This is a genomic window from Streptomyces sp. NPDC005722 (genome assembly GCF_040630935.1).
In the GTDB taxonomy this organism is placed as follows: Bacteria; Actinomycetota; Actinomycetes; order Streptomycetales; family Streptomycetaceae; genus Actinacidiphila.
In genome coordinates, this window is sequence record NZ_JBEXYN010000061.1 from 27,423 (window position 1) to 41,519 (window position 14,097).

Here is a 14,097-nt window from a genome sequence, read left to right on the forward strand (position 1 = left end):
CGCGGAAGGGATTGATACATGCAGGACCTACCGCTTAACGGCGTCCGCGTCCTTGACCTGACGAACGTCCTGGCAGGCCCCTATTGCAGCTATCAGCTCATGCTGCTGGGTGCCGAGGTCGTCAAGATAGAGCGCCCAGGCCAAGGCGACCTGGCCCGGGCCCTTGGCCCGGACCCCGAACTGAACCGTGCGGGACTGGGCGCGTCCTTCCTAGCCCAGAACGCCGGGAAAAAGTCCCTGGAACTCAACTGGAAGGACCCCGCCGACTACGAACGGCTCGAGAAGCTCATCGCCGGGGCGGACGTGCTGCTGGAGAACTTCCGGGCGGGGGTCCTGGACCGCATGGGCCTGGACCGGGATCGTCTGCGCGACCTCAACCCCCGCCTGGTGAGCTGTTCGATCAGCGGTTTCGGCCAGAGCGGGCCGATGAGCGATGCCCCCGCCTACGACCAGATCATCCAGGGCCTCTCCGGCATGATGAGCATCACCGGCACCCAGGAAACCGCCCCCCAGCGTGTGGGTTTTCCGGTGTGCGACACCAGCGGGGGCCTGGCGGCGGCACTGGCCATCAGTGCCGCTTTGCTGCGCCGTGAACGCACCGGCACCGGTGCGCAGCTCGACGTGTCCATGCTCGAGGTCTCCTTGTCGACCATGGGCTGGGCAGTGTCCAACTACCTTGTCAGCGGCGTACCTCCGCAGCCGATGGGCGACCAGAATGCGACCGCGGCACCGTCGGGCACGTTCGAAACGGCCGAAGGGTCGCTGAACATTGCAGCTAACCAGCAGGCGCAGTTTGAGTCCTTGTGCCGCCTGGTCGGCGTCCCCGAGTTGATCAGCGATCCCCGGTTCTCCGAACGTGAGAACCGCAAGCGGCATCGCGACGCTCTCAACGAGGAACTCAACCGGGCGCTGCGCGCCAAGCCCGCAGCAGAGTGGGAGCACATTCTGTCGGCCGCTGGTGTGCCTGCGGCCAGAATCCTGAACGTTCCGCAGGCCGTCGACCTGCCGCAGCTGGAGCATCGCGGCTTCTTCACCGATCTTCAGATTCCCGACGGCACCGGTCGCCGGCTGCGTGTTTCCGGCAGCGGAGTTCTCCTGGACGGTCTGCCGCTGCGGCCCACCACGTCGCCGCCGCTGCTGGGCCAGCACAACGACGAGCGTGATCAGTTGGTGGCGGGATGGACCACCACCGCCCTTTCCTGCACGGAGGCACCAGCGCCATGACCTCTCCGGCCGCATCGAATCCGAGCCCGACCGCCGCCGACGAAGCGGCGCAGTGGTGGGCCACCGCCGTCAGCCATATCGAGCCGGGTTCCATCGAACTGCGGGGAATCCCCGTGCAGGACCTCATAGGCTCGGTCGGTCTGGTGGAGATCGCCTGGCTGCTGCTGCGTGGAGACCGTCCCACTCCTGTGCAGGCTGCGCTGCTGGAGGCCGCTTTGGTCGCTGGGGTCGACCACGGACCACAGGCTCCGTCCATCGCCGCAGCCCGGATGGCCGCCACGTGCGGCGTCGGCCTGAACAACGCGGTCGCCACCGGGGTGAACATGCTCGGCGACGTCCACGGCGGAGCGGGCCAGCAGTGCGTACAAATGCTCACAGACATCGTCGAGGAGCGCCGGTCCGGCACTGCGCTGGACGCCGCCGCTGCTCGCGTCATGGCCGCCTGGCAACAGCGTTCTCGATATCTGCCCGGCTTCGGTCACCGCTTCCATCCCCTCGATCCCCGCCGAGACCCTCTGCTGAGGCTGGTCGAGCAGGCGGTGCAGGCCGGAGAGGTCAAGGGCGAATTCCTGCAAGCCGCACTTGCCGTCGAAGCGACCCTGCAACAGCGACGAGCCGGAGCCCGTCCCGTCCCCATGAACATCGACGGCGCCACCGCGGTCATCTATGCAGAGCTCGGTTTCCCGGCTCCGTTGGCCCGCGGCCTGTTCGTACTGAGCCGGTCCGTGGGCATCCTGGCGCATGCCTGGGAGGAGAGCGGCCAGGGCCGCCGCAACAAGGGCCCCATCCCCCGTTCGGTCCTGCCCGCCCGCCTGGAGCCCGCCCAGCACGCCTGACCGCAACCCCCGAGCTTCCCCCGCTCTCTCACCGTGGCATACCCGCAACCGCCCCATCCTGTGAGGCCTGACCTCTTCACCGCACTGGCGCCTGGCCGGCGGTCGGCACAGCACCCGCCGACCGCCGGCCAGAGCTGCCTGCGTACCCGCGGATAAGCCGCTGGGCGCGTAACGGACGATCCGACAGCGGACGATGCATGCTGCCCTCGCCGAAAAGGGCCCCCAACACCCCGCGTCAGCCTGCTGCGGCGGCAACTCCCCTGCTGACGTGGGAAATCACAGAACCCCTGTCACGCCTCTTGTCAGGCCATCACACCGTGCCTAACGTATTGCACCGCCTCACGGTAACCACCATACGGATTATCCGAACCACCTAGCGGACCGCGATCCGCAATTCGGCACCCTCCACCCCTGTCGCCGACGGCGGTACGTCCTATGCCGCCCGCCCGGCCCGCAGAACAACGAAAGAGGGATCCATGGACAGGCGCAGGTTCCTGGTCAGTGCGGCGGCCGGCAGTGCCGGCACCGTCGCCCTGATCAACGGCTCCCCAGCGCAGGCCTCCCCCGGCTCCTCACCACAGCTGGCGCTGCCGGTTCCGCCTCAGTCTCACGCAGCCACCCGAGGGGACTTCCCCAAGGCCGGCGGCAACCTGGGCAATCACAACTACTCCGCCCTGGGCGACATCTCCAGGTCCAACGTGCACCGGCTCGGCGGGGCATGGCACATCAATCTCGAGGGCGGCGACACCCGCTCCTCTCAGCAGTGCGCCGTCATTGCCGACAAGGGCGTGCTGTATCTCGCCACCACGCAGCAGAACGTCTTCGCCATCGACGGCCGAACGGGCGCGGTGAAGTGGAAGACGAACGTCGGCACCGAGACCACCAACATGCGCGGCATCGCGCTCGGCAAGGGTCTGGCCTTCACCATCTCCGGCTCCAACACGGTCTACGCCCTCAACCAGAAGACCGGCGCGGTCGTCTGGCAGACCGAACTGCTGATCGAGGACCAGGGCGACCCCGACTGCGACCCCGCCAGCGGCCAGTGCGGCGGCAGCAAGGGCGGTCTGGCCGGCGCGGTCGTCTACTGGGACGGGCTGATCTACGTCGGCACCCAGGGCAGCACCGCCGGAGCTCGCGGCCGTGGCTACGCGATCAAGGCCGACACCGGCGAGGTCGCCTGGATCTTCTGGGGCACCCCCGGCCCCGGCGAGTTCGGCCACGACACCTGGGAAGGCGACACCTGGAAGACCGGTGGCGCGGTGTGCTGGATCCACCCGGCCGTCGACCCCGATCTCGGCATCGTCTACTGGACCTTCGGCAATCCGTATCCACGCACCGACGGCTCCACCCGGGGTGGCGACAACCTGTTCGCCAACTGCCTGGTGGCCATCGATGCCAAGAACGGAAAGCGCCGCTGGCACTTCCAGTCGGTCCATCACGACATCTGGGACTACGACGGCGTCATGTCCCCGGTGCTGGCCGACCTCCTCATCGACGGCAAGAAGCGCAAGGTCGTCGTCTACGGCAGCAAGACCGGGATGTACTACATCCTCGACCGGGCCACCGGCAAGCCGATCCACGGCATGGAGGAGCGGCCTGTCCCCCAGCACGCCGCTCAGAAGACCGCGCCCACCCAGCCGTTCCCCGGCGGCGAGCCGTTCGTCGAGACCGAGCCGCGACTGGACAAGGCAACCCGCCCGGTGCCCTTCTACCCCACCGGCGGAATCTTCGAGGTCCACTGGGACCGCGCGACGATCATCTTCCCCGGAGCCGGCGGCGGCGCCGACTGGTCCTTCCCGTCCTTCAGCCACCGCACCGGCTACGTCTACGTCGGATACGGGCTGATCAACTCGGCCTACTCCAACACCCACGGCGGGCGCGTCAACACCGCACGGCCGCTGGGCGAGTACTTCGCGGGCGGTCTGGTCGCCGTCGACCCCCGTACGAACACCGTCGCCTGGCGCCGGGACGGCGACTGGTCGCTCGCCCACGGCAACAGCATCCTGAGCACCGCGGGCGGCGTGCTCTTCCAGGGCCGCCCCGACGGCGTCCTGACCGCTCTGGACGACCGTGACGGCACCGAGCTGTGGACCTGGCAGTGCGGCGCCGGCGTCAACACCAGCCCTTTGACCTACGAGGTCGACGGAGAGCAGTACGTCGCCGTCCTGGCCGGAGGCAACGGACTGCCCTACCCGGACATCCCCAAGGGCGACCACCTGTGGGCGTTCAAGATCGGCGGCAAGGTGGCACCCGCCGCGGCGCCCATACCCCCGTCACGTCGCAACCAGATCCGTACGGCCCCCGTCACCGGCGAGGTCGCCGGCAACACCGTGACCCTGGGACGCGTCTGGAACGCCACGAAGAAGGCCCCGGGCACGACGGAGAACCTCGTCGCCCAGAACGCGATGTCACCGCAGCACCTGACTGTCGCCAAGGGCACCACGGTCACCTTCGTCAATCCGGCCGACAACAAGTCGGCGCACGGCGCCGCCGCCTTCTTCGACGCCGAGTTCGACACCGGTCTACTGATGCCGGGCCAGTCCTACAGCTACACCTTCAACACGGCGGGCGAGTTCTTCTACAACGACCCGGTCGCCCCGCAGAACACCGGCAAGATCGTCGTCCAGTAGCTGCGGCGTCACCCGCCGCCCGCACGACGCCCCCTGTCCTGGACGCATCGCAGCAACAGCGCGCCGAACTCACGACAGGCAGCGCAACACGCCGCGCCGAGCAAGCCCCCCAGTCCGTGACCCGGACCTGTGAGCGCGTGCCCGGCGCCACCTCACCAGGCGTCCTGCTCCCCCACCCGTACGGGGAAACTCCCCGCCCCTCCGCCGCGCCACGACACGGCGCGCCCGCACCCGACGTGAAGGGTACGTTCACCATGGCCACCACCCCCACGAGCAGACGCCGCATACGGCCGCTGCACGCGGCGCTGACCACACTGGTCGGCACACTCACCGTCATCATCGCCCTGATCGCCACCGGCACGCTCAGCGTGGCGCAGGGCAGGATCGGCCAGGGCGCCAAAGAGCTCGGCGACCCCGACTACGGCGTCTGCCGCGGCACCGACCCCGGCTGCTACCACGACTGGGGCAACTTCGACCCCGCCAACGGATACAAGGTCCTGCTGTTCACCCGCACCGCCGGCCCGCGGCACGCCAATCTGGGCCCCGCGCTGGCGCCCGGGATGAACCCGCCGCTCACCGACGCCAACGTCGTGCAGAACGCCGTGGTGAAGATGGGCCAGAACAACGGCTTCCAGGTAGACTACACCGAGGACGTCACGCAGTTGGCCTCGCCGGGGACCCTGTTCCGGTACAACGCCGTGATCTTCTACTCCACCAGCCGTGACACCCTCGACGATGCCGCCCAGACCTCGCTGCGCCAGTACGTCCGCGGCGGCGGCGGCTTCGTCGGCATCCACAACGCCTTCGGCACCGAGTACAACTGGCCCTGGTACGAGGGGCTGCTGGGCAACGCCAACTTCTACGACCACGGTCCCAACCAGACGGGCATCGTGCGGACCGTGGACCGCAAGGATGTGTCCACCAAGTCCCTGCCGTCCTCGTGGACCTTCACCGACGAGTGGTACAACCTCGTTCCCGCCCCCACCCGGGTCCGGGTGCTCGCCAAGGTCGACGAGAGCTCTCTGACCAGGGGCGTGACCGGCAACTACAACCACCCCGGACACGGTGACAACCACCCGGTCGCCTGGTGCCAGTACTACGACGGCGGCCGCGCCTGGCTGACCACCCTGGGGCACGACGCCAAGGACTTCAGCACCGACGGCTCCTTCGCCGGCGCCACGGAGTTCCAGAACCTGATCCTGGGCGGCATCCAGTCGGCCATGGGCAAAACCCCCTTCTGCAAGTAACAGACGGCGCCCCCAGCAGCGCCAGCAAGCCGTCCATCACGGGGAGTTGAGCCGCCGAGCGTCTTGCCAGCCCCACCCGTCCTGTCTAGCGTAGCCACGGAAAAACCATCACGTGGTTCACATGGACCGCTTAATGGACCTCACTCGTTCGCGGGGCACAGGCCGACTCCGTGACCCGGTACCGCGAACACCCGGGACGGCCGTGCACGACCGCCAGCCGAGCGCTGCCGTCCCGGCTGCCGCCTCCACCTCATCCAGAAAGGCAGTTCCATGAACACCGAACACCAGACCCAGCACCAGGACCAGGCGACCGAGCCCACCGGCTGGCAGGCGCCCGACTTCACCGTGGTCGACACCGCGCTGGAGGTCACCGCCTACTCGCTGCGCAGCAAGTAGCAGCCGGCCATGCTGCTGCGGGTCCTCGGCACAGCAGCAGGCGGTGGCCTCCCCCAGTGGAACTGTGCGTGCCCCGGATGTTCCGGGGCACGCCGGCACCCCACCCGGCGCCGACTGCACGACGGCCTTGCCGTCCACGCATCCGACACCGGCTCATGGTTCCTGGCCAATGCCACGCCTGACATCGCCGAACAGATCGAAGCCGATACCGGGCTCCGCCCCAGCCCCGGGCATCAGCGCACCCCTGTGGTCCGCGTCGTCCTGACCGATGCCGAGCTCGATCACACGCTCGGCCTGCTCCGCCTACGGGAAGCGGCCCACATCGAAGTCTGGGCGACCCCTCAGGTCCGGCAAGCCCTGGAAACTCGGCTCCACCTCGACGAGATCCTCGCCCACTACACCAAGCTGACGTGGAACGATCTGCCGCTCGTCCGCGACGGCGCACCCGCCGACATCGCAGGGCTGCACGTCAGCGCGGTGCCGCTGTCGGCCAAGCGTCCGCGCTACGCCACCGACGCCCCGGCGCATCCCGCGTGGAGCGTGGCCCTGCACGTCCGCGACCCCCTCACCGGTGGCACAGCACTCTACGCACCCGCGCTCGCCACATGGAGCGCAGATCTCGCCGAGCAGACCGCCGCCGCGGACTGTGTCCTGATCGACGGCACCTTCTTCGACGACGACGAACCGCGGCGCACCGGCATATCGCAACGGACGGCGTCCGGCATGGGGCACCTGCCGATCGACGGCCCCAGGGGCACCGCCAGGCATCTGAAGCACCTGGCGGGTCGCTGCTACTACACCCATCTCAACAACACCAACCCCCTGACCGACCCCGACGCTCCGCAGCACGCCTGGCTTGCGCGACTGGGCCTGGCGGTGGCCGAGGACAAGATGGTGATCTCGCTATGACCACAACCGGGCTCGAACATCAGATCCCGGCCGCATGGAGTGCGGAGGAGCTGGAGAAGCAGCTTCGCGACCTGGCCACCCGCCGCTACCACGACCGTCACCCCTTCAACCTGCGCATGCACGCCGGCGACCTGAGGCCGGCCGAGCTGCGCACCTGGGTGGCGAACCGCTTCTACTACCAGTGCAACATCCCCATCAAGGATGCCCTGATCCTGGCCAAACTGCCGCAGCCCGCCCAGCGCCGGTCGTGGCTGCGGCGCATCCAGGACCACGACGGGACCAGCGAAGGTGACGGAGGCCTCGAACGCTGGCTGCGACTGGGACAGGCGGTCGGGCTCGGCCGCGCCGAGCTCCTTGCCCATCAGCACGTTCTGCCCGGTGTCCGGCTGGCCGTCGACGGCTACGTCAACTTCTGCCGGCTGCGCAGCCCACTGGAGGCCGTGGCCTCCTCGCTGACCGAACTGTGCGCGCCGTCCATCATGCTCACCCGGCTGGAGACGTTCCCCCAGCACTATCCCTGGATCGAATCAGGCGGGCTGTCGTACTTCCGCAGCCGAGTCCCACAAGGACGTCGCGACGGCAGCGAAGCTCTGGAGTGGGTAAAGCAGTGGGCCCTGACCCGAGAGCAGCAGGATCAGTCACTGGCGGCCCTGTCCTTCAAGTGCGACGTGCTGTGGTCACTGCTGGACAGCGTGCAGCTGGCCGGAGAGCCGGAGAACTCCCGGTGACCGGCGGCACCGCAGCCGAATGGCGCCCGCGGCTGCACTCCTCCATCGTGCTGCGCCACGACCGAACCCGCGGCAGCGACGTGCTGCTCATGCCCGAGCGTGTCGTCGTGCTGCACGGCACGGCCCGGCCCGTCCTCGATCTGTGCGACGGCACCCGCACCGTCGACGAGATCTCCGCTCGCCTGGCCGAGGGGCATCCCGCACAGACAGTGCGACGCGACGTCGAGGCGTTCCTGAACCGCATGCGCACGGAAGGCTGGCTCCAGTGACACTCCCCCCACCCCCCTGGGCTCTGCTCGCCGAGCTCACCCACGCCTGCCCGCTGCACTGCGGATACTGCTCCAACCCACTGGAGCTGACCCGCCGTTCCCGCGAGATGACCGCGCCACAGTGGGCGGATGTCTTCCAGCAGGCCGCCGACCTCGGCGTACTGCACACCCACCTGTCCGGCGGGGAGCCGCTGCTGCGATCCGACCTTGCGGCCATCACCGAAGGAGCTGCCGACGCCGGCCTGTACACACAGCTCGTCACCAGCGGATCCGGCCTGACCAGGGACCATCTTCAGCTGCTCGTCGATGCCGGGCTGCGCAGCGTCCAGCTATCTGTGCAGCACTCCGACCCCGAACAGTCCGACAAGATCGCCGGCAGCCGGGCCTTCGCCGCGAAGGAGCACGCGGCCACGCTGGTCAGGGAGGCGAATCTCCCTCTGGGAGTCAACGTCGTTCTGCACCGCCACAACCTCGACGCCATCGACGATCTGATGGCGCTGGCCGTGCGCTGGCGGGCCGACCGCATCGAACTCGCCAACACCCAGTTCTACGGCTGGGGACTGCTCAACCGGACCGCGCTCATGCCGACCCGAGAACAGCTCACCGCTGCCGGCACCGCTGTGGAACGCTGGCGCGCACGTCTCGCCGGCCAGATGGAAATCGTGTGGGTGGCCCCCGACTACTTCACCGGCACACCAAAGCCGTGCATGGGCGGCTGGGGAGCCGTCTCCCTGACCGTCACCCCTGACGGAACAGTCCTGCCGTGCCCCGCCTCCGCAGCGCTGCCCGGCCTCAACCCCCCGACGGTTCTCGAACAGCCGCTGCGGTGGATCTGGGAGAAGTCGCCCGCCTTCAATCTTTACCGCGGGACCGACTGGATGCCCTCCCCCTGCCGTACCTGCGACCGCCGGACCGAAGACTTCGGCGGCTGCCGGTGCCAAGCCCACGCCCTGACCGGCGACGCGTCCCGTACCGACCCTGCCTGCTCCTTGTCACCCGACCATGCAGATCTCACCGCACTCGCTCTCACGCCACCGGACAACCAAATAGCCATCATCCCTCGTAAGCCGTCTCACAGCGTCCTACGCCAGGCGACACGGCTGTAATCAGCTGCTCTCATAAGAGCGTCACGGCTCCAGCGTGCAGCTCCACCGCCGGTCCTCGCGGGAAAAGCGAAGAGTGGGCCATCCGCACATGAGTCGTCATCAGCACGACTGCTGCATTCAGTCTGGCCAGCCCTGACGGCGTAAACGGGTTGACGCCTCAGCCTGGCGAGCGGATGGTTGGGGCCGCCGCCGGTCCGGCGTTACCTTCAGGGTGCCTACGGGCCGACAACAGCCGTCACACCGCTTGGTCCCGCCGGATGTCGGGGTCTGTCCATTGAACGGCTCTGTCTCACATTCGGTGGTGACGGAGAGTGGTGAGGATCGTTGATTTCATGTGGTAGATGTCAACGAGCTCGCGCAGATGGTGTTTTCGGGTCTGTCTCCGCTGGTCATGGAGGATGTGGCCGACGAGGGTGTGCGGATTGTGGTGCGGGCCCGGACTCCGCTGGACACCGCGGTCTGCCAGGTGTGCGGGGCCTCGTCAGGGCAGGTGCACGGCTATCACTGGCGGACGGTCGCCGACGTTCCGGTCGACGGACGCCGGGTGGTCGTCCGTGTGCGGGTTCGGCGTCTGGTGTGCCCCGCGCGAGGCTGGGCCTTGACCCCGAATCCTGGACACGGGTTATGCGGCTGGTGCCAGCGTAGTTGGTGCTGTCCGGGACGCTGTTTCGTAGGCGATCGGGCTGCGATGCCCGAGGCTGGAGTGGCGACGGACTGTGTTGTAGCGGTGCAGCCAGCGGAAGAGGTCGAGGTGGGCCTTGCGTTCGGTGTCCCAGGCTCGGCGGCCTTGCAGGGTCTCTCGTTTGCAGGTTGCGTTGAACGATTCGGCGAGTGCGTTGTCCGCGCTGGAGCCGACCGCGCTCATGGACTGGCTGACGCCGGCCATGCGGCAGGCGTCAGCGAAGGCCCGGCTGCAGTACTGAGCCCCGTGATCGCTCTGAAACGTGGCGCCGACGAGGGTGCCGCGAGTTCGTTCAGCCGCATGCAGGGCGTCGATGACGAGGTCGGCGCGCATGTGGTCGGCGATCGCCCAGCCGGCCAGGCGCCGGGAAGCGAGGTCGATGACCGTGGCGAGATAGAGGAACTTGCCGCCGGTCAGAGGCAGATAGGTAATGTCGCCGACGTACTTTGTGTTCACCGCGGTGGCGCTGAAGTCGCGGCCGATCATGTCCGGGGCCTTCGCCGCGGCGGGGTCCGCGATCGTGGTGCGGTGCCTGCGACGTAGCCGCACTCCCGCGAGATCGATGCTCCGCATCACGCGCGCGATCCGCTTGTGGTTGATCCGCTCGCCCTTCTCGCGGAGCTCGGCGGTGATCCTGGGGACACCGTAGGTGCCGCCCGACTCGCGGTGCACGACCCGTATCCGTGCGGCCAGACGAGCGTCGGACGCTTGCCGGGCGGCTCGGTCCGCGGCCGTCGCGCGCCAGTAGTAGTAGCTGGAGCGGGCGATGCCCAGGATGGTGCACAGCCGCTTCACGCCGTAGCGGCGCTGGTGGTCAGCGACGAACTGGAAGCGGTTCACCAGCGCGTCTCCCCGGCGAAATACTTGGCCGCCTTCCGGAGAATCTCGCGCTCTTCTTCCAGCTCTCGCACCTTCTTGCGCAGGGCCGCGTTCTCCGCCTCCATTGGGGTGGGCGGCTCGGTCGGAGCCTCCGCGCGGCGTCCCCGCGGCCGACTCGCTCCGGCCGCACGGACCCAGTTCCGCAGGGTCTCGGGATTGATCCCCAGATCGGCAGCGACCGACCTGATCGTCGCCTCGGGCCGCGACTGGTACAGCGCGACCGCGTCCGCCTTGAACTGCGGCGGATAGTTCTTCATGACCACGAGATGTCCGTCCTCAGATCCTCAGGATCCAGTGTCTCGTGTGTCCAAGATCCGGGGTCAAGACCCGCTGCCGCCACACCTTCCGCGAACAGGTGCCCGGGGTGCTGGAGCGATACCAGCGACGCACTGCCCGTCTGACCGCGCAGGTCAAGGCCGTGGTCAAAGAGTTAGCAGGCCGAGCAGGATCACGTTTGCTGGCGATACTCGCGATGGGCCTGTCCCGTCACACCGCCCTGCGCACCATGCTGCGCTTCCCGTTGCCCACCGGGCGGACGCCTCGCGTGATCGGCGTCGACGACTTCGCCCTGCGCCGACGACACCGCTATGCCACCGTGGTGATCGACGCCGAGACCCACGAGCGGATCGACGTCCTGCCGGACCGTACGGCCGGCACGCTGGAAGCGTGGCTGCATGAGCACCCGGGCGTCGAAGTCGTCTGCCGAGACGGCTCCACAACCTATGCAGATGCCATCCGCCGCGCCCTGCCCCACGCGTTGCAGGTCGCCGACAGGTGGCATCTGTGGAACAACCTGTGCGAAGCCTCCCTGAGCGAGGTGAAGGCGCACAGCACCTGCTGGGCAACCGTATTGGACGCACCCATCCATGACGGGCCACGCGCCCGAACCACCCTGGCACGCTGGCAGCAGATCCATGACCTGCTCGACCAGGGGGTGGGCCTGCTCGAATGCGCCCGCCGTCTGCAGCTGGCCTTGAACACCATCAAACGCTACACACGAGCCGACCGGCCCAAGCGGATGCTCCGCGTCCCCAAATACCGCGCCAGCCTCGTTGACCCCTACCGCGAGCACCTGCGAAAACGAGGACCCCGCCGCCGGTCGCTGATCGCCTCCAGTTCGGTTCGGTCGCCGCACGTCGCCTCTGCGGCGATACGCGCCTCCACCGGGATCAGGTGTGTCGTCATGTCTCATCCGTCTCGATACGTGCCCTAGGGTGTTGGCGTCCCGCCAGGCTCATCTGCCGGGACTTCGCGCGTTCCAGGGCGGGAGTGATCTTGGGGTACGTCCGGCTGCTGCGCCGTCGCCGCGTCCTTGCCCTGTGGGGTGCGCAGGCGCTGTCGGTGTTCGGTGACCGCCTGTACGCCATGGCGATCATGTGGCTGGCGTGGGAGAAGTCCGGCGCGGCCGCCATGGGCCTGGTCGCGGTCGCCGAGTCAGTGCCGTACGTCGTGATGGGCACCGTCGGCCGCCGCGTGATGGACCGCTTCGCCTCCCTACGAGCGCTGGCTGCGGTCGACGCCTCCCGGATCGTGCTCGTCGCCCTACTGCCCGTCGCCTGGGGCACGTTCGGGACGCCGGGCATGCTCGTCCTGGCCGCCGCCGTCGGCGCCGCCGGGGCCGTCTTCGACCCCAACCTTGGCGCCCTGGTGCCCGATCTGGTGAAGCCCGGCGAAGTGCAGGCCGTGTACGGGCTGATGGACCTCACCGGCCGCCTCGCCCGCATCACCGGACCGGGCGCAGCCGGTGTCCTCCTCGCGGTGATGCCGCAGCCCGCGCTGTTCTGGCTCGACGCGGCCACGTTCGCGGTCTCCGCCGCGGTGCTCGCCCGCCTCGGCCGCAGCGCCCGCAAGAGCGCCCCGGCCGGGAAGCGTCCGACCGCGCCCGAGAGGCTCGGGGCCCGTGTGCTGCTGCGTTCCCACCCGGCGACCGGCGCCGCGATCGGCGTGCACGGCGCCGGCATCTTCGCCCAGGCGGTCTCATTCGCCCTGCCCGCCCTACTCGCCGCCCGCTTCCACGCCGGGGCCGGAACGTACGGGCTGATCCTGGCGACGACCGGCGCGGGCGCCCTGGCCGGGACCTCGTCGCCGGACACGTCCGCCTCCCGTCCCGGCTGCCCGCTGCGTACTGCGCGGTGTGGGCGGCCTCCGGCCTGCTGCTGGCCCTCAATGGCCTCGCCGGGAACCTGCCGGTCCTCCTGGCGCTCGCCGCCGCCTCGGGCTTCATCGCCCCGTTCTGCGGCTTCACGTTGCAGACGCACCTTGCCGGCTTCCCGGCCGGCCCGCGTCGCCGCCTGATGTCGCTGGACCTCACGGTGATCCGCACCGCCGGAACGGCGTCGATGCTCGTGGTCCCCGCGGTCGCGGCGGGCTCGCCCACGGCCGGGTTCCTGGTCGGCGGACTGGGCACGGTGGCCGTCGCCGGCGTCGGCACGGCGGCCGCCTGGTGGTGGACGTGCGACGAGGGCCCGCGCGTGCCGCAGCCCGAGCCCGCTCTGTCGCGCGACTGACGCCCCCTCAACCGATCCTCCCTCCGTAACGCCGAAGGCCGGGCCCGCACCTCCTCCCCCCAAGGGAGGCCACGGCGGACCCGGCCGCTCACCCCTGCGTCAGCCCATCAGCCGCTCAGGCGACGCGGCTCCAGTGGGTGACCTCGATGTTCTCCAGCGGGATGCCGAGGCCCTGGTAGATCCGCTGGTGCATCGCGCCGAACCACTCCTCCTTGCGGTCGGCGAAGAACTCAGCGTCGTACCAGGCCACGCCGTGGATCACGTGCCGCCGCCATTGGGGTTGTTCTGCTCGGCCTCCAAGTACGTGGACTGCCAGTCCCAGAGCATCAGCTCCTCCGGCCGCTCCCGCAGCCGCTTGTCGGACTCGGCCAGCGCCTCGATGCATCGGCGGGCCGTGGCCTCGTCGGGGCAGTAGTAGGTGCACTCGCTGCGGAACAGCGGCCTCTTCCCGGCCTGAAGCTCGACGTCGTTGTCCTCGCCGCTCAGCACGCGAACCCGGGCGGCCCGGCGGACCATCCCCGCGGGTGCGGGGAGCAGACTGAGTGACCTGCAGCTTTCCCAGGCCAGAGCACAGGAATTTAGCAGCATTAGGAGGTGTTGTCTTTCCGAAGGTGGTAGCTGCGTTTCCGCTGGTCAGGCATGGGATCGGTGCTCCGGCGGGAGGGATGGCATGTCGTGTCGTCT

At 68.8% G+C, this 14,097-nt stretch carries 14 protein-coding genes and 2 pseudogenes; 13 read left to right on the forward strand and 3 right to left on the reverse strand.

What is annotated here, in order from left to right; translation table 11 throughout:
* Positions 1-18: 18 nt before the first annotated feature.
* The 10 genes and pseudogenes from ABZ479_RS37940 to ABZ479_RS37985 all read left to right on the forward strand — a co-directional run.
* Entirely contained in the window at positions 19-1,224 is a 1,206-nt protein-coding gene (locus ABZ479_RS37940; protein ID WP_500465821.1) for a CaiB/BaiF CoA transferase family protein, read from the forward strand.
* Positions 1,221-2,060: a citryl-CoA lyase gene (locus tag ABZ479_RS37945; RefSeq protein ID WP_500465822.1), complete on the forward strand. Its 840-nt coding sequence runs from the start codon at positions 1,221-1,223 to the stop codon at positions 2,058-2,060. The genes ABZ479_RS37940 and ABZ479_RS37945 overlap by 4 nt, the downstream gene beginning before the upstream one ends.
* A gap of 476 nt (positions 2,061-2,536) precedes the next feature.
* Complete coding sequence (locus tag ABZ479_RS37950; protein ID WP_500465823.1) at positions 2,537-4,690, forward strand: outer membrane protein assembly factor BamB family protein; 2,154 nt, start codon at positions 2,537-2,539, stop codon at positions 4,688-4,690.
* A gap of 254 nt (positions 4,691-4,944) precedes the next feature.
* A complete protein-coding gene (locus ABZ479_RS37955; RefSeq protein ID WP_500465824.1) occupies positions 4,945-5,937 on the forward strand; it encodes a ThuA domain-containing protein in 993 nt (330 codons plus the stop codon).
* Positions 5,938-6,207: 270 nt separating this feature from the next.
* On the forward strand, positions 6,208-6,333 hold the full coding sequence (gene pqqA, locus ABZ479_RS37960; RefSeq protein ID WP_500465825.1) for a pyrroloquinoline quinone precursor peptide PqqA: 126 nt from the start codon (positions 6,208-6,210) through the stop codon (positions 6,331-6,333).
* Positions 6,334-6,342: 9 nt separating this feature from the next.
* Positions 6,343-7,242 (forward strand): pyrroloquinoline quinone biosynthesis protein PqqB, encoded by a 900-nt coding sequence (gene pqqB, locus ABZ479_RS37965; RefSeq protein WP_500465826.1) that lies wholly within the window; start codon positions 6,343-6,345, stop codon positions 7,240-7,242.
* Entirely contained in the window at positions 7,239-7,970 is a 732-nt protein-coding gene (gene pqqC, locus ABZ479_RS37970; protein ID WP_500465827.1) for a pyrroloquinoline-quinone synthase PqqC, read from the forward strand. The genes pqqB and pqqC overlap by 4 nt, the downstream gene beginning before the upstream one ends.
* The gene (gene pqqD / locus ABZ479_RS37975; RefSeq protein WP_500465828.1) at positions 7,967-8,239 is read left to right on the forward strand and encodes a pyrroloquinoline quinone biosynthesis peptide chaperone PqqD; all 273 of its coding nucleotides are present in this window, start codon (positions 7,967-7,969) and stop codon (positions 8,237-8,239) included. Before pqqC ends, pqqD begins: the two co-directional genes overlap by 4 nt.
* Entirely contained in the window at positions 8,236-9,345 is a 1,110-nt protein-coding gene (pqqE, locus tag ABZ479_RS37980; RefSeq protein ID WP_500465829.1) for a pyrroloquinoline quinone biosynthesis protein PqqE, read from the forward strand. Before pqqD ends, pqqE begins: the two co-directional genes overlap by 4 nt.
* A 391-nt stretch (positions 9,346-9,736) precedes the next feature.
* Positions 9,737-9,916 (forward strand): annotated as a pseudogene (locus tag ABZ479_RS37985) (transposase family protein); the annotation flags it as partial.
* 51 nt (positions 9,917-9,967) lie between these two features.
* Here ABZ479_RS37985 and ABZ479_RS37990 read toward each other — a convergent pair.
* Positions 9,968-11,169 (reverse strand): IS3 family transposase gene (locus ABZ479_RS37990; RefSeq protein WP_500465830.1). Its coding sequence is split into 2 segments (ribosomal slippage): positions 9,968-10,878 and positions 10,878-11,169, totalling 1,203 coding nucleotides; the frame shifts between segments, so codons are not numbered across the junction.
* Between the two features lie 20 nt (positions 11,170-11,189).
* On the opposite strand from ABZ479_RS37990, the pseudogene ABZ479_RS37995 reads away from it, so the two are divergent.
* From ABZ479_RS37995 to ABZ479_RS38005, 3 genes and pseudogenes are all read left to right on the forward strand, one after another.
* Positions 11,190-11,990: pseudogene (locus ABZ479_RS37995) on the forward strand (ISL3 family transposase); the annotation flags it as partial.
* A 191-nt stretch (positions 11,991-12,181) separates the two neighbouring features.
* A complete protein-coding gene (locus tag ABZ479_RS38000; RefSeq protein WP_500465831.1) occupies positions 12,182-13,201 on the forward strand; it encodes an MFS transporter in 1,020 nt (339 codons plus the stop codon).
* The gene (locus tag ABZ479_RS38005) at positions 13,201-13,413 is read left to right on the forward strand and encodes a hypothetical protein (protein WP_500465832.1); all 213 of its coding nucleotides are present in this window, start codon (positions 13,201-13,203) and stop codon (positions 13,411-13,413) included. Before ABZ479_RS38000 ends, ABZ479_RS38005 begins: the two co-directional genes overlap by 1 nt.
* Positions 13,414-13,528: 115 nt before the next feature.
* On the opposite strand, the gene ABZ479_RS38010 is transcribed toward ABZ479_RS38005, so the two are convergent.
* Together ABZ479_RS38010 and ABZ479_RS38015 are read right to left on the reverse strand one after the other, a co-directional pair.
* Complete coding sequence (locus tag ABZ479_RS38010; RefSeq protein WP_500465833.1) at positions 13,529-13,675, reverse strand: hypothetical protein; 147 nt, start codon at positions 13,673-13,675, stop codon at positions 13,529-13,531.
* Positions 13,672-13,902 (reverse strand): hypothetical protein, encoded by a 231-nt coding sequence (locus tag ABZ479_RS38015; protein ID WP_500465834.1) that lies wholly within the window; start codon positions 13,900-13,902, stop codon positions 13,672-13,674. Before ABZ479_RS38015 ends, ABZ479_RS38010 begins: the two co-directional genes overlap by 4 nt.
* Positions 13,903-14,097 lie beyond the last annotated feature (195 nt).